General features: G+C 51.3%; 16 protein-coding genes. 3 read left to right on the top strand and 13 right to left on the bottom strand.

The window, feature by feature from the left end:
• Nucleotides 1-283: 283 nt before the first annotated feature.
• The 10 genes from JI741_RS08800 to JI741_RS08755 form a co-directional block, all read right to left on the bottom strand.
• Nucleotides 284-3,700 (bottom strand): efflux RND transporter permease subunit, encoded by a 3,417-nt coding sequence (locus JI741_RS08800; RefSeq protein ID WP_202008672.1) that lies wholly within the window; start codon nucleotides 3,698-3,700, stop codon nucleotides 284-286.
• 45 nt (nucleotides 3,701-3,745) lie between these two features.
• The gene (locus JI741_RS08795; protein ID WP_202008671.1) at nucleotides 3,746-4,876 is read right to left on the bottom strand and encodes an efflux RND transporter periplasmic adaptor subunit; all 1,131 of its coding nucleotides are present in this window, start codon (nucleotides 4,874-4,876) and stop codon (nucleotides 3,746-3,748) included.
• A gap of 31 nt (nucleotides 4,877-4,907) precedes the next feature.
• Nucleotides 4,908-6,368, bottom strand: coding sequence for a TolC family protein (locus JI741_RS08790; RefSeq protein ID WP_202008670.1), 1,461 nt, complete (start codon nucleotides 6,366-6,368; stop codon nucleotides 4,908-4,910).
• 11 nt (nucleotides 6,369-6,379) lie between these two features.
• Entirely contained in the window at nucleotides 6,380-7,021 is a 642-nt protein-coding gene (locus JI741_RS08785; protein WP_202008669.1) for a TetR/AcrR family transcriptional regulator, read from the bottom strand.
• A 126-nt stretch (nucleotides 7,022-7,147) separates the two neighbouring features.
• Nucleotides 7,148-7,519, bottom strand: coding sequence for a hypothetical protein (locus tag JI741_RS08780; RefSeq protein ID WP_202008668.1), 372 nt, complete (start codon nucleotides 7,517-7,519; stop codon nucleotides 7,148-7,150).
• A gap of 12 nt (nucleotides 7,520-7,531) precedes the next feature.
• A complete protein-coding gene (locus JI741_RS08775) occupies nucleotides 7,532-8,095 on the bottom strand; it encodes an RNA polymerase sigma factor (RefSeq protein WP_236675959.1) in 564 nt (187 codons plus the stop codon).
• A gap of 568 nt (nucleotides 8,096-8,663) precedes the next feature.
• The gene (locus tag JI741_RS08770) at nucleotides 8,664-9,563 is read right to left on the bottom strand and encodes a bestrophin family protein (protein ID WP_236675958.1); all 900 of its coding nucleotides are present in this window, start codon (nucleotides 9,561-9,563) and stop codon (nucleotides 8,664-8,666) included.
• Between the two features lie 95 nt (nucleotides 9,564-9,658).
• Nucleotides 9,659-10,126 carry an adenine nucleotide alpha hydrolase family protein gene (locus JI741_RS08765; protein ID WP_202008666.1) on the bottom strand — a complete coding sequence of 156 codons (468 nt, stop codon included), beginning with the start codon at nucleotides 10,124-10,126 and terminating at the stop codon, nucleotides 9,659-9,661.
• Between the two features lie 86 nt (nucleotides 10,127-10,212).
• Complete coding sequence (locus JI741_RS08760; protein ID WP_202008665.1) at nucleotides 10,213-11,583, bottom strand: HAMP domain-containing sensor histidine kinase; 1,371 nt, start codon at nucleotides 11,581-11,583, stop codon at nucleotides 10,213-10,215.
• The gene (locus JI741_RS08755) at nucleotides 11,580-12,266 is read right to left on the bottom strand and encodes a response regulator transcription factor (RefSeq protein WP_202008664.1); all 687 of its coding nucleotides are present in this window, start codon (nucleotides 12,264-12,266) and stop codon (nucleotides 11,580-11,582) included. Before JI741_RS08755 ends, JI741_RS08760 begins: the two co-directional genes overlap by 4 nt.
• Nucleotides 12,267-12,527: 261 nt before the next feature.
• Here JI741_RS08755 and JI741_RS08750 point away from each other — a divergent pair, with 261 nt between their 5' ends.
• Nucleotides 12,528-15,014 (top strand): ATP-binding protein, encoded by a 2,487-nt coding sequence (locus JI741_RS08750; RefSeq protein ID WP_202008663.1) that lies wholly within the window; start codon nucleotides 12,528-12,530, stop codon nucleotides 15,012-15,014.
• A gap of 6 nt (nucleotides 15,015-15,020) precedes the next feature.
• On the opposite strand, the gene JI741_RS08745 is transcribed toward JI741_RS08750, so the two are convergent.
• The 3 genes from JI741_RS08745 to JI741_RS08735 form a co-directional block, all read right to left on the bottom strand.
• Nucleotides 15,021-16,379, bottom strand: a complete 1,359-nt coding sequence (locus JI741_RS08745) for a sigma-54-dependent transcriptional regulator (protein WP_202008662.1) — start codon at nucleotides 16,377-16,379, stop codon at nucleotides 15,021-15,023.
• Between the two features lie 95 nt (nucleotides 16,380-16,474).
• Complete coding sequence (locus tag JI741_RS08740) at nucleotides 16,475-16,777, bottom strand: hypothetical protein (protein ID WP_202008661.1); 303 nt, start codon at nucleotides 16,775-16,777, stop codon at nucleotides 16,475-16,477.
• 414 nt (nucleotides 16,778-17,191) lie between these two features.
• Nucleotides 17,192-17,533: a DUF6249 domain-containing protein gene (locus JI741_RS08735; protein WP_202008660.1), complete on the bottom strand. Its 342-nt coding sequence runs from the start codon at nucleotides 17,531-17,533 to the stop codon at nucleotides 17,192-17,194.
• A gap of 215 nt (nucleotides 17,534-17,748) precedes the next feature.
• Here JI741_RS08735 and JI741_RS08730 point away from each other — a divergent pair, with 215 nt between their 5' ends.
• Both JI741_RS08730 and JI741_RS08725 read left to right on the top strand, forming a co-directional pair.
• The gene (locus tag JI741_RS08730) at nucleotides 17,749-18,309 is read left to right on the top strand and encodes an RNA polymerase sigma factor (RefSeq protein WP_202008659.1); all 561 of its coding nucleotides are present in this window, start codon (nucleotides 17,749-17,751) and stop codon (nucleotides 18,307-18,309) included.
• A gap of 3 nt (nucleotides 18,310-18,312) precedes the next feature.
• Nucleotides 18,313-18,843: an anti-sigma factor family protein gene (locus JI741_RS08725; protein ID WP_202008658.1), complete on the top strand. Its 531-nt coding sequence runs from the start codon at nucleotides 18,313-18,315 to the stop codon at nucleotides 18,841-18,843.
• The last annotated feature ends 39 nt before the right edge of the window (nucleotides 18,844-18,882 follow it).

Below are 18,882 nucleotides of genomic sequence, written 5' to 3'. Positions count from 1 at the left end.
CACTAACGGAGCCTTGTCAAACCGAGTTGCCCTTCATCCAACACATTTTGATGAACGGCTTTTCAAAAACGTTAAATCCTGGATTCACCGAAGTGAATCCAGGATAACGCGTCTCTTGTTTTTACATCAACACATACTCTTCAACGTTCCGGTGCGCTGTCCCTACATCCTTCACACTTCAGCGCATTCGGAAAACCCAGTAAAAAACAAAAGTCGTCTTACTTTTATAAGACGACTCTTGCTGAATTTTAGTCTACTGTATTTTACTTTTTATGCATTGCGTTTAGTTCAACGCCACGTCACCTTCTGAAACAGTACCTTCTGCTACATGATGCTCGTCGGCGGGTTTCGCTTTGAAAACGCGGGCTTTCAGGCGGGCCACCAACAGATACATTACCGGCACCATAAACAGGGTGAGGAATGTTCCGAAGATCAATCCGAAGATCATCGTCCACGACAAAGGTCCCCAGAAGGCTACGTTGTCGCCGCCGAAGAAGATGTGCGGATTCAATTCCGTGAACAAGGTCACGAAGTCGATGTTGAAGCCTACGGCCAGCGGAATAAGACCCAGTGTGGCCGCCATTGCCGTCAGCAACACCGGTGTCATACGCGTCTTCGCGGCTTCAATGATGGCGGCTTTCAGTTCAATGCCTTGCGAGATGAGCAGGTCGGTGAACTCCACCAACAAGATACCATTCCGCACCACGATGCCGGCCAGCGCCATAACACCCACGCCCGACATAACGATGGAGATTTCCATTTTGAAGAGCGAGAAGCCGATCAGCACCCCGATCACGCTGAACACAATTTCCAACAGGATGATGAGGGGCTTGCTGGTGGAGTTGAACTGGATTACCAGGATCATGAAGATCAATCCCAACGCCACCATACCGGCCACGCCGAGGAAGTCGGAAGTTTCTTTCTGGTTCTCCTGTTCGCCCGTCATCTTGATAGAGATGCCGTCGGGTTTCGAGAGCGACTTCAGGCTTTCCTGAATCGCGGCCACCGTTTCGTTCGGGTTAAAGTCCGACAACACGTTTGACGACAGTGTGATCACGCGTTTCTGATCGATACGCTTGATGCCGGCAAAGCTGTTTGAATATTCAATCGTAGCAAAAGCCGACAGCGGCACTTGTCTTACCACACCCCCCTGACTCATGTCGCGGTAGGTGATGGGAAGGTTCATGAGTGTATTGATGTCGTTGCGTTGGCTTTCCTTGATGCGGAGTTCGATCGGATAATCGTCGTTCACATCGCGGAAGCGCGACACTTCCAAGCCATAGATGGCGGTGTTGAGTATGCTTCCGATTTTCATGGTGGAGATGCCTTCGCGGTTTGCTTTTTCGCGATCGATCTTGATCACAATCTCCGGCTTGTCGCTTTGGAAATCGGATTTCAATTCTTCCACACCGGGTATCTGCAGCGAGTCGAGATAACGTTTTGCACGATCGGCCGTGACCACGAGCAAATCAAAATCTTCGGCGGCAATTTCAATGTTGATGGCTTTGCCGGCGGGAGGTCCGCCTTGTTCCTGGTCAACCGAAATTTCTGCACCACTAATGCCTTTCACAGCATCGCGAATTTTGTCGAGGTAAGGTCGCGACGAACGGCCATTGCGTTTTGCAAAGCTCACGAAGGCCACCGTCACCTTTCCTAGGTGCGGCTGCACCTGGCTTCCGGCAAACTGATCTTCGGATGCACCGATCGACACGTTGGAGATAACCGATTCTACAATGGCGGTGTCCTGACCAATGGTCTTGATCACTTTGTCTTCAACCATGTTGGTGATGGAGTCCGTCACATCCTGGTGTGTGCCAATGGGCATGCGCACATAGGCATAGATAAAGTTAGGATCGCCTTTCGGGAAGAACACCACGGGGGGTTTGCGAATGGCGGTGAAGATGATCGAGAAGATGAAAAGCGCCACCACACCAACAATGACCAGATACGGTTTCCAGCTTTCGAGGCACCAAGTGATCATGTTGGAATAGCCATGCTGCACGGCAGGCCATGCTTTGGTCTGGAAGTTCGAAATGACACGCTCCAGCACAAAGCGATGCAGCGAGTAGATTCCGAACATGAAGACGGTGAAGTTGCCCAACCCGATCGATCCGGTCATATAGAACAGGAATGCCACGGCGGCAAACACCACCAGCGATATGCGAAATCCTTTTGTGAATTTTTTCTGATTCTCATGATCGTGATCGTGTGGCTTCATGAAGTCGGCCGCGAACACGGGATTCATAATATAGGCCACCACCAGCGATGCCAACAGGGCTACAATGAGTGTGATGGGCAAATACATCATGAACTTACCAATAACACCAGGCCAGAAGGCCAGCGGCACAAACGGTGCAAGCACCACCAACGTACCCGACAACACGGGCATGAACACTTCGCCTGCAGCAATCTTGGCGGCTTTGCGAATAGGCACTTTGCCGTTGTCGAACACACGGTGTGTATTTTCAATTACCACAATCGCGTCGTCCACCACAATACCCAAGGCGAGGAGGAACGAGAACAGCGTCATCAGGTTCAGTGTGAACCCGAGCGTGGGGAAGGTAAGGAAGGCGATAAAGCTTGAGATGGGAACCGACAACCCTACAAAGATGGCATTGGTTGCCCCCATGAAGAACATGAGGATGATGGTTACCAGCACAAAGCCGATGATGATGGTGTTGATCAGATCGTGCAGTGTGGTGCGCGTGTTTTCAGACTGATCGCCCGTGATGGTGATCTTCAACCCTTTGGGAAGAATGTTTTCTTCGAAATCTTTTTTGATTTCCAGGATTTGGTCGGACGCATCGATGAGGTTTTCACCACCGCGTTTCACCACGTTCAAGGTCACTACATTCTTTTCGTCGAGGCGCGCAAAGCTTTCCTGTTCGTGGTGTGTGTCGGCCACTTCGGCAATGTCTTTCAAATATACTTTGCCACCTTTGGTAGAACCCACCACGATATTGCCCATTTGTTCGGCCGACGTGAATTCGCCGTTCACACTCATGGAGCGTTTCATACCATCGACGGAGAGTTGGCCGCCGGCAATCAGAATGTTTTCACTGCGCAATGCGCCGGAAATGTCGTCCAGGTCCACACCGGCTTGCGCCATTTTGAACAGGTCGGCATTCACTTGAATTTCGCGGTCAAGGGCACCCACAATGTCGACGCGACGAATCTCTTTCAGCGATTCGATGCGGTCTTGCATTTGCTCGGCATATTCTTTCAGAGTTGCCAGGTCATAGTCGCCCGAAAGGTTCAGGAACAAAATGGGAACCTCTGAAATGTCTACATCCTGCACGATGGGGTCGTCCTGCAAATCGGTGGGCAGGTCGTTCTTTGCTTTGTCTACCGCTTCCTGCACTTCGCGTTTGGCTTCTTTCACCTGCACATCGGTTTGAAATTCGATGATCACGTTCGAGAAGTTCTGCAGCGAGTTGCTGGTCACTTTTTTCACACCGGCAATCGACTTCACCTGTTTTTCGATTTGTTTGGAGATCAGGTTTTCGATGTCTTCGGGAGCACCGGGATAAATGGTAGCCACATAAATTTGCGGGAACACTACTTCGGGAAAGTTCTCCTTCGGCAGGGTGTTATAGGTCATGATACCCGCCAAGCAGATGATAACGGTGGCCACATAAATGGCAACCTTGTTATCAATGGACCAGCTGGTGGGTTTAAATTCTTTTTCTACGTCATGCATAAGGGTATTGGGTTATAGCATTTCATGGGAGGTCACGACCTCCTCTTAGTTTGTTTTGATCACCTGGCCATCGTTCAGGCCCTGGTAGCCAAACGAGATAATTTTGTCGCCGGCCTTCAAGCCCTGCACTTGTGCAAGGTTGTCGTAAACACCGTCTACCGTCACCACTTTTTTACGGGCTACGGCGTTCTTGCCGTCGTTCTCATAGACAAACACCACTTTTTCGTTGTTGATGTTTTGCACCACGTTCACCGGCACCGTGATGGCGTTGGGCTCGGTGTGGAAAATCACTTTGATGACACCGGTCATGTTGGGGCGCAGGTTGGCTTCCGAAGGCAGTTTCACTTCCACGGGGAATGTGCGCGACAGCGGGTCGATGCTTTTTCCAACAAAGGTTACGGTCGCCGAAATTTCTTTCTTCAACTCGGGGATGCTCACCACCACCTTGTTTCCTTTTTTGATTTCGGTCACATAAGCTTCCGACACTTTGGCTTTCAACTTCAGGTTCGAGGTGTTCACGATGCGCACAGCGGGCATGCCGGGTGCGATGTTCTGGCCTATTTTGGCAGTCACTTCATCAACGGTTCCGCTGAACGGTGCCGTGATGCGCGTCTGGCTGTTTTGTTCCTGAATAGACTCCAGTTGTTTTTCCAGGCTTTCCTTGTTGGTCTTGGCTTGCAGGTATTGCACTTCGGTGCCGATCTTTTGTGCCCACAGATTTTTCTGACGTTCGAATACGGTGTTGGCCAGATCGAGTTGTGACCGCATGCCTTCGATGTTGCGTTGGATAACCGAGTTGTCGATTTGCGCGAGCGTCTGGCCTTTCGACACGGCATCGCCTTCTTTCACAAACACGGCCGTGATCACGCCCATGGCTTTTGAGCTTACCTGGATGTTGTCTTCGGCATCAACGCTGCCTTGTGTTTGCACAAAGTAGTCGAACTTACGCGCGGCGAGTTCGGTAACGTTCACTTCTTTGGCTCTCACGGTCACGGAATCCGGATTGGCTTTGGCAATTTCAGTTTCCAGTTTCAAAATCTGTTTGCCGATGTCTGCCTGTTGTTGCTTCAACTTGGTGAGTTCGGCTTTTTTGTCATCCGGGGAGGCGGCACTGCAAGCAACCAAAATGCCGGCAGCGACAATGACAACGAATCGAGTGTATATCGTGGATTTCATAGAATGGTTATTTTTCATTGGGTTTGGTTCTTTATTTAGCCGGTTGCTGAGCGGCATATTTTGTAGGGTCAAGTTTTGCATACGCTTTGTCGAGGTCTACTTTGGCGACGATGGCATCATAGAGCGCGTTGTAATAATTGATCTGCGCTTCTTTGAGGCTGTTCTCGGCGTCTGTCACTTCGATGTTTGAGCCAACGCCCTGTTCGTACTTGATCTTTGTGACGCGTGCTACTTTATCGGCCAGCGCCATGTTTTCACGTTGCGACTTTAATGTCTCCAGTGAGTTCTTGTATACGGTTGTGTTCTGCTCAATGCTGAGGTCGATCGTTTGCTTCAGCGAGTTGTAGTTGTTCTGAATCTTCAACAACGACAGCTTGGATTGCTGAATCTGATAAGTATGCTGCAAGCCTGTGAACAGCGGAACATTCAACGTTATGCCAAAGGCCGTATAGGGATACCATTTGTCGGGACCGAACTCGCTTGTGCTGGGGATGTTGCTTTCAGTTTTGAAGAGACCACCGATGGTGGGCGATTGTGTGCCATAGCCAAGGTTCAAATATCCGGAAAGGCTTGGCATGGAGTTGGAGTATTTATTCTTAATGTCCAACTCCTGCAACTTGCGTTGTGTATCCAGCAATTTGTATTCAATCCTGTTTTTATAGTCCCAGCCTTCTTCGTACTCATTAAACAAATTTTCGTTCACCGTGAGGTCTGTCAAGTTTCCCACAACCGTCAGATCTTTTTCCATCGGATAGTTCATCTGGAATTTCAACAATCCTAAACTGAGGTTTTGAGAATTCAGAAATTTCAAACGTTCGGTCTTGAGATTGTTCAGCGTCACCTGGATGCGATCCACGTCGATAGCCTCAGCAAAACCATTTTGATTGAGGGCCGTCGTGTTTCTCAACAGCGTGTCTACGCGCGCAATGTTATTATCAAAAAGGGAGATGCGTTCGTTGTTGATCAGCACAGCGTAGTAGGCTTTTGTCACATTCTCCAACACCTGGATTTGTGTTTGCTCTTCGGTTTTGTAGGCGAGATCCTTATAGGTTCCTGCAGCTTTCAATCCCACGAGGTAGGTGCTGCTGAACAACAGTTGATTGATTGTGAGGCCTGCCGTGCCGTTGCTGGGCAATTGAAAAACGTTTTGAAACGCCACAACATCGCCGTTGGAAATGCCGGGGATCGTGCTCAGGTCAATGATGCTCGGTTGACCTTCGGTATACTTGGAATAGAACCGGGGCAGTTTCGGGTTGTGCTGCAAGGCCACGCTGCCGCTAACCTGTGGTAGACCGATGCCAAATGTTTCTTTTACTTTGGCTTCAGACATCTGCGCATCAATACGCGCATTCTTCACGCTCACGGTATTTGCTAGGGCATACGAAATGCTTTCGTCCAGGGTGAACGAACTCTTCTCGTCGGGCTGGGTCTGGGCGTTGACCCACAAAGGCACAACTAGACTTAGTACTAAAATTCGATAAAAGGGTTTCATGTTGTCGAGGTTTATCGTTGGTTGATCGGGGTTTCTACTGCTTTCTTGGTTTTATATTTTTCGTAGAGCTTCTTTCCTTTTTCGGTCACGATGCCGTGCACGAAGTGGTCGAAAAGTTGCATCTGCACGTCGGTGAGGTTGAACTCCTTTTGCGGAAACGTGTGGTCGTCGAAGGCAATTTCTACCGTGGCCATTCTCACGAGGCTGAGAATTTTGCTGTTGAGCTCCGGTCTGTAAAAACCTTCTTCTATGCCCTGGTCAAGGTTGGCCTTCACGGAATCATAGATGCACGTGCGCTTGAACTCCTGCCAAAGGGCCCACGCTTTGGGATGGTATTTCTGCAAGTCGAACAACAGAGAAGGGTTGATCTCTTCCATGTTGCGCTTCAGGCACACCGACAGTCCGGCCAGTTCGTCGATGGCGTTTTCGGCGTTTGCCCGGATGGCGTCAAATTCCTTTTGGCCTTCCTGCAAATGCACCTGGCACACCATGGTCACCATGTCTTCCTTATCAGCAAAATGCTGATAGAGGGTTTTCTTGGAGACGGTGAGGTGGCGGGCGATGTCGTCCATCGAGATGCTGCGCACGCCGTAGCGCATAAAGAGGCCTTCTGCTCCTTTTAAAATCTTCCATTTGACGTCTTGTTCTTCCATAAGGGCTGCAAAACTATGGAAACTATTTACATTTTAAAAGTTTCCATAGTTTCCTTGAACGCTCAGTTTGCCCTATGGTTCAGCTTTTTTCAGATTTTTTTGGTGGATTTTTACCGAAATGTCTCCTCAACCGTTTGAACCGGTCGAATCTTTGGCCGAAGCGCCCTCTTCCCAACGACACCACTTATCCTTCATTTTTTGCTTGAGGGCAGCCCGCTCTTCGGGGCTCATAGACGAGAACTTGTTATAGAATTTTTCTTTCCAGGCATAGGTCTCTGCGGAATGTCGGTGACATCCCCGTTTTCCACCACCACCCAGGCCTGAAAACAGAATCTTAGATAACAGCAGCAGCCCCATGGCCTGCCAGAATGTGATGACCGGACCGGCAAACAACACGGGTATGAGCCAGTTCCACAGCGACATTGTGACCCATCCAAACAGGAAAACCGCCAACACGCCCAACGCCACACAGGCCACAAATTTCAATACTCGGTTCATAATTCAAATTCTTTAAATGTCTTTATACAGTCGTTGTAGTTTTTTACGTAAAGCGAGGATGGCATAACGCTTCCTCGACAGCAGGGTGTTGATGGACACGCCGGTTTCTTCGGAAATTTCGCGGAAGCCGCGTTCTTCAATTTCGTTCAGGATAAAGATCTGCCGCTGTTCGGCGGGCAGGTCGTCGAGGGCGTCCATAATGGCATCCCAGATCACGTCGCGTAAGTAGGCATCTTCGGGAGTATTGCCCAGGTCGGGCAAAATGTCTTGCAACGTCAGGGGCGCGTCGTCGTCGGAGCCGGCCAGCATTTCAAGGTCGGCCCGTTTCGGACGGGCTGCGTCACGACGATAGCGGTCTATGATCTTGTTGCGGGCTACCGAAAACAGCCACGAGGTTACCCTGTCGAGGGATTCTATGGTGTCGTAGCCGGCTACGAACTGATAGAATACATCCTGCATAATGTCTTCGGCTTCCTCCACGGAGTTGACGCGGTTGCGGATAAACCCCAGCAACTTGTCTTTCTCCCGGAGAAATGTCTCTTCCTTCATCTGCATGGCCACGTCCATTGCTTTCATCACGCTTAGTTACTCCATGAGTCGCATGGTGGCGGTGGATTATTGTGCCATTTTCTAAAAAAAGCCCTGTTGTTGGGTATTTTTTCAGGTAGCGGAAAGCATTTGGATGTGCAAAATACCCATTCCGGAGCAAATGCACTGGGGTTTGGAGGTTTTGTTCGCGATGAAAGGGGTTCGGTTGACCGAGGGAGGGTGTGCGTCGAGTTCGGTGTGGCGTGTTCCGCTCACGAGCGTGAGTATTTTATGGAAAGCTTATCAAGGTGAGCGTTTGGGGGAAACAAAGCGAGGTGCTGATTTTGGTTCGCCAAAATCAGCACCCCGGCTTTGTTTTGAAAGGGCTTAAAACACGCCGTGTTTTAAGCGTTGAATTGGACCTTCAGTTTGATCCATTTGCGCAGGACTCCGCATTGGACAACACACTGCTCTCTTTCATTTAGCTGCACGTCCATTCTTCGTCATCCTACTATTCACTATCCAATAGTCACTATTAACTATCCCTCTATCCCACTATTCACGATCCTCTCTTCACTATTCACACTATCCTATTTCAACTATTCATTCTTCATTTCTACAGCACATAATACACCTGCTCCATCTCGCGTTCGCTGCTTCTTTGCTTTTCGGCTTGGGGGGTGCGTGTGTCGTCGTTCATCATCTGGCGAAGGTCGCGTTCGATGGTTTGGGCGATGGCGGTGACCGGGGTGTCGGTGGGTTTGTTTTCGAAAGGGTCCTGCAAATAGATGGCCATTTTTTCGATCAGCAAAAATGCCGACGAGATGGCGACCATCAGGGGAACCTGAACAAAACCCATGGACGCGGTGAGGCCGAAGGGCAGCAACACGATGAAAAGGTACAATGCGAAGTGAATGTATAAACTATACGTCGTGGGAAACACGGTGTTTTTGATACGCTCGCATTTTCCCATGGAGTCGCACAAGCGCGTGACGGTTCTGTCCAACTCCACCTGTTGATAAGGGTTGATCCATTCCGATTGAAAGGCGGTGCGGATGTCGCGCGCGTGGAGAGACAACAACGCGTTAGGCACGTTGGAGTGTTTGCCGGCCCAGATCCGTTCCTCGGCGGTGAGCCAGAGTTCTTTTTCTTCGAACGCTTGCTGCCCGCGCAGTGTGCGGCCAAGCGAATAGGCCCATGCGATCTGGCGGTTGCCAAAACGTTCGATGAAACGGTTCACGTTCACGGAATAGTCGGGGTCGCTTATGAAACTTTGCATCTGGCGCATCAGCGACCGCGAGTCGTTCACAATAGAGCCCCAGATGATGCGCGCTTCCCACCAGCGGTCGTAGGCCTGGTTGGAACGAAACGCCAGCAGCAACGAAATGATCGTGCCCAATATAGTGGGCACGGCCAATGGAATGGAAATGTGATTGATATCCAACTCACGATGCCACACAGCCATGAGCGTGGAGTAGATCAACACGAGGCTGGTCTCCACTTTTATTTTCGCCATCAAGTACACCCACGGTATTCTCTTTCTCAGCAACATATCGTCTCTTCTTTAGCGGTGTTTAAAACTTCTGAATTTTGTTTTGCCTGGTTGTATCACTACACCGACAAATGGGTTTCCGTTAAACGGAACGGCACGGCGATTTCGCGTTCGGGCATCCACGTCACTTTTGCTTTGGCCCGGTTGAGCGACCGCATGGCTTGTTGGTGAACAAGGCGTTCGCTTTTCTGAAACGAGTGCGGCACAATGGTGTCGTTGATATGGAAGAGCTCCATGATTTGTTGAAGGATGGCGGGTGTTCCTCCGTAGACGTGATACTCGATGAGTTGAATATTCGTGTCGAGCAACGATTGTCGCATGTTCCATTCATCCACAATAAATTTGCGCCGTTCGCTGGTTAGTCCCTCGTTGGGAGGCAGAAACAAATTTTCGGCGAGCACGTCGGGAAGGGGCGAAAAACTTAGCAGCACCACCTGAACCGGTGTGTCGCCAACGTTGCGCAAGGTCAGTTCCAATGCCTGGAGCGTGTCTTCAGAATAATCGGTCGGGATCAATATGCTTTTCATAGTCTTCCTGTTTTAATTTTCAGAAAGAAGCAGAATCGCTATTAGAGGGGCGTTAGGCCGACATTAGAATGTGGTTAATTTTTCTCTTATCGTTTTCTAATCTGGTTGCGGTTGAAGTTCACCACCACCGTCGTGCCCTGATTGGGCCGCGACAAAATGTCGATTCTGCCCCCGTGGAGGCGGATAATCTTGTCGGCCAGCGGAAGGCCGATGCCGTGGCCCACATATGCCTGGCTGTTGCTGCCGCGGAAGAACAATTCAAAAACATGCTTCATGTCGGTTTCCGAAATGCCGATGCCCAGGTCGCTGATGCGGATGCTGAGTTCATGTTCGGTGGCCGACAGTGTGACCAGCACATCTTTGTTGTCGGAATATTTGATGGCGTTGTTCACGATGTTCAGCAACGCCAGTTCCATCCACGTGGGGATACACATGAGCACGAGCGCATCCGGATTTTCGGGCACGTCCTTCAACTCGATGTGCAGGTGGTTGTTGGGGAAACGTTTGTTGATCTCGTTTTTGATTTTCATCAGCAACAGATCCACGCTCACCGGCTCCAGCATCTGCCGCTTGCCGTCGAAGCCCACTTGTGAAAGTTGCAGCAGGCTGGTAACAAGATCGTTCAGCTTTTCGGCCTCGGTGCGAATGGCCTGTATGGATTTTTTATACTCATCGCAGCTCCGCTCTCCCGACAGCGTCACGTCCGACTCCCCGAGTATGGCGGTAAGCGGTGTGCGCAGTTCGTGCGAGGCATTGCTGATGAAATTGCTCTGCAACTGAAACGCCACGTGCAGGCGGTCGAGCATGCTGTTGAAGGTTTGTGCGAGGGCGGCGATCTCGTCTTCACCCTTTGCGGTAGAGAGCCGCTTGTCGAGACTGGATGCGCTGATGCGGTTCACTTCTTCGATGATGTCGGACACCGGCTTGATGATCTGCGCCGCCAACAACCGACCTAAGCCAAAGACAAAAACACTTCCAAACACCACGGCCAGCATCAGCAGGTTGAGCAGCGATTGCATTTGCACCGCCCCTTCATCGTCGCGAGCCGTGGCCACGCTGATGACGCCCGGCGCCGTGGCGTCGTTCACGCCCACGTAGTGCACAAAGTCGTTATCCCACTCGGCATAACCACTCTCCTGCACGCCTGCATAAAAGGTTTGAGAAAGCATCGGCAGTGCATTTCCCTTCCATTGCCGGGTTGTGGAGTCGTAGCGCACAATGTATTCGCGTTCGTCGGGCAGCATCTGCAAGTGGCGTTCGCGCAGCTCCAGCACGCCTTCCGACTGGCCTTCTTCCAAATAGCCGTGCAACGCAATGGACGCGCGCACTTTGAGGCGTGTATAGAAATAGCGATGCGCGTGGCGGATGGAAAACAGATAGATGAACACGCTTAGCATCACCAGGGTGACAGCCGTCACCACCACGAAGATGAGCACTATTTTATTTCTGATCCTCATGCGTTTTTGTCATCGCGCAAAACATAGCCCATGCCCACCACGGTGTGGATGAGTTTGTCGGGATAGTTCTTGTCAATTTTCTTGCGCAGGTAGTTGATGTATACGTCCACCACGTTGGTGTTCATGTCGAAGTTCACGCCCCACACGTGTTCCAGGAGTTCGGCGCGTGAAAGCACCCGGCCTTCTTGCTGCATGAGAAACTCCAACAATTTATATTCGGTGGCGGTGAGGTCGATCTTTATATCTTGCCGGCTCACGGTTTTGCTGCGTGTGTCCAGCGCGATGTCGGCAATTTTCAGCACATGGTTCGCGACGGGAACGGCTTTGTTGCGTCGCGACACGGCGGCGATGCGCGCCAGCAGTTCGGCAAACTTGAAGGGCTTCACCAGGTAGTCGTCGGCGCCGTTGTTCAGGCCGGCCACAATGTTTTCGGTCATGCCCAGCGCCGTGAGCATGATCACGGGTGTGTCTACTTTTTTCTCACGAAGCTTTCGGCACAGGTCCACGCCGTTCATGGCGGGCAGCATCACATCGAGCACAATCACGTCGATGGCTTCGGCCTGCGCCATCTGAAACCCGGTGTCGCCATCCATGGCCACCAGCACATCGTGTCCAGCTTCCATCATGCCACGACGGATAAACGACACCACGGCAGGCTCATCTTCTATGACTAGTATTTTCATGCGCGAGGGTTAACAGGTTTGAAAGTAAAGGATAGCCTTCAAAATTTCCTAGCGGTTTAATGTTAGCGGAACGTCCCGCAGCACCGCCGTAATGGTTCATCCTCCACTACACAAAGCCAACGGCGATCGCACCCGCATATCGGACCGTGCTGAATTTTGTGTTTTAAACCGCTTAAAAACACGCACGAAACACAATCTGTCGTTAACTTGTCGGGTCGGATTTTTGTTAAGGATGACAGGATGCGCGAACCGCAAAAGCCTATGCAGTATTTCAGAGACAAATTCTATCCAACATCGGTAAAGGGAAAGATTCTGGCGGGGTTCCTGCTGGCGTTTGTGGCCATTCTGTTGGCCCTGGGCATCACGCACTTTGGTTTTCGCGAAATGATGGACACCGTGAACGAACTGTCGGCGCCCAACCCCAAGCTCAACACCCTGAACGACATTTTCCAGGAAATCACGGCACTCGACCAAACCCAGCGCGCAGAGGCCATCCGAAACCCGAAAAAGCCCTATAAAGCCTTCCTCAAACAAACCACCTCGCTGAGCGACAAAATAGACTCGCTGCGGTTGCTGAAGTGGGACTCGGCCCAGCAAAGCCGGCTGCTCAACATCAAACAAGTGCTGCAAAAACGCAACAGTCTTTTCTTTGCCTACCTCAAACTGAAATCGACCCTCACCGACAACCGTCGTCTGTCTGTGCGGCTCGACACGTTGTCGACCATTCTGCAACACGAAAAAATATTGGTCGACACCAGCGTGGTCACCACCGAAAAGAAAACCATCACCACCTACACCCGCGACTCGGTGCCCGCCCAAAAAGAACGCTCGGGTCTTGGCAAACTCTTTGGCAAAAAGAAAAACAACACCGCACCCACCACTCACATCAAGGTGCAGGAAGAATTGAGCGTGACCGTCGACACGCTTGCCGTGGCACGCCAGAACAAGGCGATCGACGAGGTGGAAAAAATCATGACCGACCTGGAAAACGACCAGCGCGCCGAAAACAAAAAACTGCTGCAACAGGAACTGGAGTTGATTCATGCCAATAGTTTGCTCATCAACAAACTGCTCAGCATCCTGCACGAAGTAGAGAAAGAAGAGCTTGCCCACATGCGCGACAAAAACGACCGTGCCGTGGCACTGGTCACCAAAAGCATTTCGAACATCGGCTTCCTGCTGGTGGCGTTCTTCCTCGGTGCCGCCTTGCTGGTTTATCTTATCTGGGTAGACATCGGCCGAAGCAACTACTACAAAGAGCAACTGGAAAAAGCGAAAGACGAAGCCGAAGAGCTGAGCCAGATCAAACAACGCTTCCTGGCCAACATGAGCCACGAAATCAGAACGCCGCTGCAATCCATCATCGGCTTTGCCGAACAATTGAAACAACGGCAGGGCACCTTGCCCGAAGCCATCGACGCCATACACAGCTCGTCAGAACACCTGCTGCACATTGTGGACGAGGTGCTTGACTACAGTCGCATTTCGAGCGGCAGCTTCACGCTGCAAAAAGAAAATTTCAGCTTGCGCTCCCTCCTCTCCGAAGTAGAGGCAGCGTTGCGCGTGCAGGCCCATCGCAAACACCTCACCCTGTTGCTGGAAGTTGAACAGCCCAACGGCTATCTGCTACATGGCGACGCCTTCAGGCTGCGCCAGATTTTATACAACCTGGTGGGCAACGCCATCAAGTTCACCACCAAAGGCTATGTGAAGCTCGCCGTGAAAACAATCGAAAACGATGGCGACATCCGCTGTGTGTTCGAGATCAGCGACACGGGCATCGGCATTCAGCGCGAGGATCTTGAAAAAATCTTTAACCAATTCGAGCAAGCCAATGCGCTCATCGCCCGTCACTATGGCGGCACGGGGCTGGGGCTTACCATTGTGAAGTCGCTGGTGGAGGCGCAGGGTGGCACGCTTGACGTTCACAGCGAGTCGGGCATGGGTTCAACCTTCACCGTCACGTTGCCGTTCGACCGGGCCGATGGCGAAGCCGTGCGCCAACCGCTGAAAGAGAAAGCAACAAAACAATCCTTCACCGGAAAAGTGATTGTGGTCGACGACGACCTCATGATTCTGCGGCTGTGCAGCCTCATCCTTCAAAAGCATGAAGTGGATTTCACCACCTACAGCGAGGCCGAAAAACTTATCCATGAAAAACCGCAGGCAGGCGTCTCCCATATTCTTATGGACATTCGTATGCCGCACATCAATGGCGTGGAGTTGTGTCGTGCGTTGAAGAAGACCTATCCGCCAGCGACACGCTTTGTGGCGCTCACGGCACATGTGTTCCCACAAGAGCGCCAGCAACTGCTGGACGAAGGATTTGATGTGGTGTTGTCGAAGCCCTTTCGCGAACATGAATTAATGGATGTGTTGGGCATTGCTACCGACATGGCCGATACCATCGAAACAGATCTCTCCACGCTGCGCCTGATGACCATGGGCGACGAAGCCCTGTTTCAATCGGTGCTGCAACAGTTTATGGACGAAACAAAGACTGATGTGGTGAACCTCGAAAAACACCTGAAGCATATGCAGGCAGGTCCTGTGCGCGAGATCGTTCACAAACTGGCGGGTCGCATCGGGCAGATGGGATCGTCTGATCTCTCCACCACATTGCGCGACATTGAAGTTAAACTTCAGGACGAGGTGCCCCTTTCCGATCTGTTGCCGGCGCTCACGCAAGCCAAAGACGATGTGGAAGCGTTGCTGATGAACATCCAGGTAAACACCCTGTCGTCGTAAACGATTCTATTCGATACCGTATTTTTCGATTTTCAGGTAAAGCGTCTTCCTATCGATGTTGAGGATGCGGGCGGCTTTCGATTTGTTATACCGAACTTCTTTCAGGGTCTTGATGATCATTTCCTTTTCCTGCGACTCTTGCAGGGCCTTGAGGTCATAGACCGGTGGCTCGTTGTTTGGCTTGGGTTGGGGATTGCGCACGGTGTCGAGCATTTCAACGGGCAGGGCCTCCGTTGCAATGAGGCCTTCGTTGGTGAGCAGCACGGCACGCTTCACCACATTTTTCATCTCGCGCAAATTGCCAGGCCACTCATAGGCGCGGAAGATGTCCATCACCTCTTTGCTGAAGCCCGTCACGTTGCGTTCCAGCTCGGCGTTGGCCGACAGCCGGAAGAAGTTAAGAAACTCATCAAGGTCATCGTGGCGGTCGCGCAAGGCGGGCACCTTTAGTTTGAACTCGTTGATGCGGTGATAGAGGTCTTCGCGGAACGTTCCCTTCTTCACGCTTTCGGCGAGGTCGTCGTTGGTGGCGGTGATGATGCGCACATCCACCTTTGTTTCCTTGTTGCTGCCAATGGGTTGAATGATGCGTTCCTGGATGGCCCGCAGCAATTTCACCTGCACCTCGTAAGAGAGGTTGCCCACCTCGTCGAGAAACAGGGTGCCTTTGTGCGCTTCCACAAATTGACCAACCTTATCCTGCACGGCACCGGTGAACGCGCCCTTCACATGTCCGAACAGCTCGCTGGCCGCAAGTTCTTTCGACAGCGCGCCACAGTCAACCGCCACAAACGGGGCTTTCGCGCGGGCGCTGAGGCGGTGAATGGTTTGGGCCACGTTTTCTTTCCCCGTGCCGCTTTCGCCTTCTATAATCACCGACATGTCGGTGGGCGCCACCAGGCGGATGTATTCGTGAAGTTGTTTGGCCGAAGCACTGGTGCCCTGCACAAACTGCTTGGGTGCCTCTATCTTGGGAGCCACCGACACCGGTGTGCCCGTGTTGTTGTCGCGCTTCAGCGCCTGTTGCACCAGCATGAGCAACTCGTCGGGATTGACCGGCTTGGTGATGTATTCGTATGCCCCCATCTTCATGGCCTTTACGGCCGTGCGAATGTCGGAGAAGCTGGTCATGATGATGACCTGGGTGGTGGCGGTAGTTTTTTTTATCTCGTTCAGCACGTCCATGCCCGTCATGTCGGGCAGGCGATAGTCCAGCAACACCAGGTCAACGGCGTTGTCTCTGAGGGCTTGAAGTCCTTCGTTGCCCTTGTGGCGAACCGTGACTGCGAATCCTTGTTTAGTGAGAAAGCCCTCCAGTATCCTGGAAAAGGTCAGATCGTCTTCAATTACTAGAATGGAGGCCATATTCAGGGCCAAAATAAAAAAGAAAGCTGGAATATTTTCCAGCTTTCTTCCAATCGGTGTTTACAGGTTGTGAGGATCGTTTCTGAGCTAAACGATTACTCAACTTTCTTGCCGTCTTTGTTGAACTTAACGGTTTTGGTTTCAGCGCCGTTTTTCAATTCGATTTCATACACATCGCCAGCTTTGTATGCGGTGCTGATCATCCATCCGCGGTATTCTTGAGCTTCGAGAGACTTCTTAACAGCTTCAGGAAGTTCTTCAGATTTGATTTTTGTTTTTTCAGTTTGCTGAACTTCGGTAGGTGCGGCTACGGCATTATTGCTTTCAGTAGCTGTTTGAGCATTAACAAACGCTACACTTCCTACCATGGCTGCAAATGCGAACATTACTTTTTTCATGACTTTTATAAGTTTAGTTGAACATTTAATTTGATTAGTCTATTACGAAAGACGGTGCCAACGAAAGCGCAGAAAATAAGCAACTGTTTATCAGCGCTTTAAAAAATTGATAATCCTAATGTGTTGACTGAAAGTTGTAGGATGATTCTACAGGGTGAGATTATAGTTCTACATTCCACACCCGACGCGTGCAGCGATAGCAACTAACATGGCTCGCCAACGGAAGAAACTGAACTGCAGATGTAGGCCGATGCCTGAATGCAGGGATGCGCGAAGTGAAAGGATTCCACCGCGCTGCTACTGACTGTAAACGAAGGGGACTAAACGACGGTTACAGCACGGAGCGGATCCGATGCTGTAACGTGTCAGGGGGATGCCCTGCTTGCGGAATATTATGTTACACCAGGGTGCTTGCTATTTGCCGGCTTTGAGCTTGTTTTCTTCGATGATGTAGGAACCGCCCAGGCCCAGACCGCCGAAGATGAACAGCATGGAGAAATAGCCGGCTTCTTCCATGTTAAACGAACTGTCGAGCACATAACCCATCAAAATGCCAAGCCCAGCGCCGATCAACAACAGCGACGCCCGGAGCGGGATGGACGTATTGCTTTTGGGGGTGTGAACATGCGGGTCCATGCCTTTCTCGATCATGGCCAGCCGTTCTTCGTTGGCATATTTGCGCAGATAGATCACCATGATGAATGTGCCTATTGTGGCCACGATGGGGATAAACACCCCGATTATCTCGACTTCCATAGTAGTTTGTTTTTTGTTGAATCTGCCTCTATGACGCCGGGTTTTTTCGCGAGGTTACCGGCCCTTCAAAAAAATATATGATCTGGTTTTAAGCGGCCGTCGTCGGATCGTATAGCGTCCATTCAAACGTCCTTAATAAGGGCGCTTTCCGGGGTCGTTGAATTCCCGATGATTCGCTGTAACTTGGCCATAGGCGTTTGCGTCAAAAGGTTGTCATGGCAAGTAGTAACCCGGAGCATTTGATAATCGACAGGATTCTGGCCGGTGAGGCCGGAGCCTATGCGGAGCTTGTGAACAAGCACAAAAGCTATGCGTTCACGCTGGCCATGAAGATACTGCAAAACCGTGGCGAAGCCGAAGAAGCCGCGCAGGATGCGTTCATCAAAGCCTATCATCACCTGAACACCTTCAACCGCGACGCAAAATTTTCAACGTGGCTCTATCGCATCGTGTTCAACACGGCCATCAGCTATAAGCGCAAACACCGGCAAACATTTCAGTCTATCGAACACACCGTGCTGGAATATTCGCCCGACGCCGAAGGCTCGCTGGAGCGCATGGACAAACGCAAGTATCTGGCACTGGCCATGGCCAAGCTCAACGAAGCCGACCGCACCGCGTTGACGTTGTTTTACCTCAACGAATTTTCGCTGGAGGAAATCGCCGACATCACGGGCCTTGAGGCAAACACCGCGAAAGTGCGCATTCACCGCGCCCGACTGCGGCTTGCCGACGAACTGAAACTGATATTAAACCAGGAAGCGTTAACTTTATAACGTATGAAAAAGAATTCACCAGCCGACGAAGAACAACTGCTGCACTACATAGACGGAACGCTGAGTGCTCCCGAACGGCAAGCGCTGGAAATCTTGCTGACCCACGATGCTGCCCTGAAAGCACGCCTGGAAGAATTGCAGGCGGCCGACGCGTGGCTGCACAACATTCCGCTTGAAAACCCTTCGCGCAACTTCACTCAACAAGTGCTCTCCAAACTCGATCAATATCCCGCCAGTCGTCAGACGTCGTTCACATCGTGGAAAGGGATATTTTTACTGGCCGGCATGCTGGTGGCGATCGGCATAACTTCGGTGCTGGTGTCGGCGGGAGTGTTCGATGGGGTGCACACCTCCATCAACCTCAATCAGGAACTGCCCGAGAAGTTTGTGCAGCGAAGCCTGCCCACAGTCGACTTCAGCGGCAAGACCATGATCAACGTCATCATCGCGCTCAACCTCGTGCTCGCCTGGCTGGTGCTCGACAAAGCAGTGCTGAAACCACTCTTTCAACGGCGAATGGCCAACCTGCACTAGCCGGGATCGAACGTAGCACGCACAGTATATAATCAAAAT

It is taken from the genome of Chryseolinea lacunae, from assembly GCF_016735595.1.
GTDB classification, from domain to species: domain Bacteria; phylum Bacteroidota; class Bacteroidia; order Cytophagales; family Cyclobacteriaceae; genus Chryseolinea; species Chryseolinea lacunae.
Note: the sequence above shows the minus strand (reverse complement) of the source record. Positions and strands in the feature narration are given on the sequence as shown.

What these genes read in the sequence shown, in the direction of transcription:
- JI741_RS08765 (WP_202008666.1), bottom strand. Translation starts at nt 10,126, where the DNA reads ATGAAAAGCATATTGATCCCGACCGATTATTCTGAAGACACGCTCCAG.
- JI741_RS08800 (WP_202008672.1), bottom strand. Translation starts at nt 3,700, where the DNA reads ATGCATGACGTAGAAAAAGAATTTAAACCCACCAGCTGGTCCATTGAT.
- JI741_RS08750 (WP_202008663.1), top strand. Translation starts at nt 12,528, where the DNA reads ATGCAGTATTTCAGAGACAAATTCTATCCAACATCGGTAAAGGGAAAG.
- JI741_RS08770 (WP_236675958.1), bottom strand. Translation starts at nt 9,563, where the DNA reads ATGGCGAAAATAAAAGTGGAGACCAGCCTCGTGTTGATCTACTCCACG.
- JI741_RS08725 (WP_202008658.1), top strand. Translation starts at nt 18,313, where the DNA reads ATGAAAAAGAATTCACCAGCCGACGAAGAACAACTGCTGCACTACATA.
- JI741_RS08755 (WP_202008664.1), bottom strand. Translation starts at nt 12,266, where the DNA reads ATGAAAATACTAGTCATAGAAGATGAGCCTGCCGTGGTGTCGTTTATC.
- JI741_RS08740 (WP_202008661.1), bottom strand. Translation starts at nt 16,777, where the DNA reads ATGAAAAAAGTAATGTTCGCATTTGCAGCCATGGTAGGAAGTGTAGCG.
- JI741_RS08790 (WP_202008670.1), bottom strand. Translation starts at nt 6,368, where the DNA reads ATGAAACCCTTTTATCGAATTTTAGTACTAAGTCTAGTTGTGCCTTTG.
- JI741_RS08730 (WP_202008659.1), top strand. Translation starts at nt 17,749, where the DNA reads ATGGCAAGTAGTAACCCGGAGCATTTGATAATCGACAGGATTCTGGCC.
- JI741_RS08775 (WP_236675959.1), bottom strand. Translation starts at nt 8,095, where the DNA reads ATGAAAGCAATGGACGTGGCCATGCAGATGAAGGAAGAGACATTTCTC.
- JI741_RS08785 (WP_202008669.1), bottom strand. Translation starts at nt 7,021, where the DNA reads ATGGAAGAACAAGACGTCAAATGGAAGATTTTAAAAGGAGCAGAAGGC.
- JI741_RS08760 (WP_202008665.1), bottom strand. Translation starts at nt 11,583, where the DNA reads ATGAGGATCAGAAATAAAATAGTGCTCATCTTCGTGGTGGTGACGGCT.
- JI741_RS08780 (WP_202008668.1), bottom strand. Translation starts at nt 7,519, where the DNA reads ATGAACCGAGTATTGAAATTTGTGGCCTGTGTGGCGTTGGGCGTGTTG.
- JI741_RS08745 (WP_202008662.1), bottom strand. Translation starts at nt 16,379, where the DNA reads ATGGCCTCCATTCTAGTAATTGAAGACGATCTGACCTTTTCCAGGATA.
- JI741_RS08735 (WP_202008660.1), bottom strand. Translation starts at nt 17,533, where the DNA reads ATGGAAGTCGAGATAATCGGGGTGTTTATCCCCATCGTGGCCACAATA.
- JI741_RS08795 (WP_202008671.1), bottom strand. Translation starts at nt 4,876, where the DNA reads ATGAAATCCACGATATACACTCGATTCGTTGTCATTGTCGCTGCCGGC.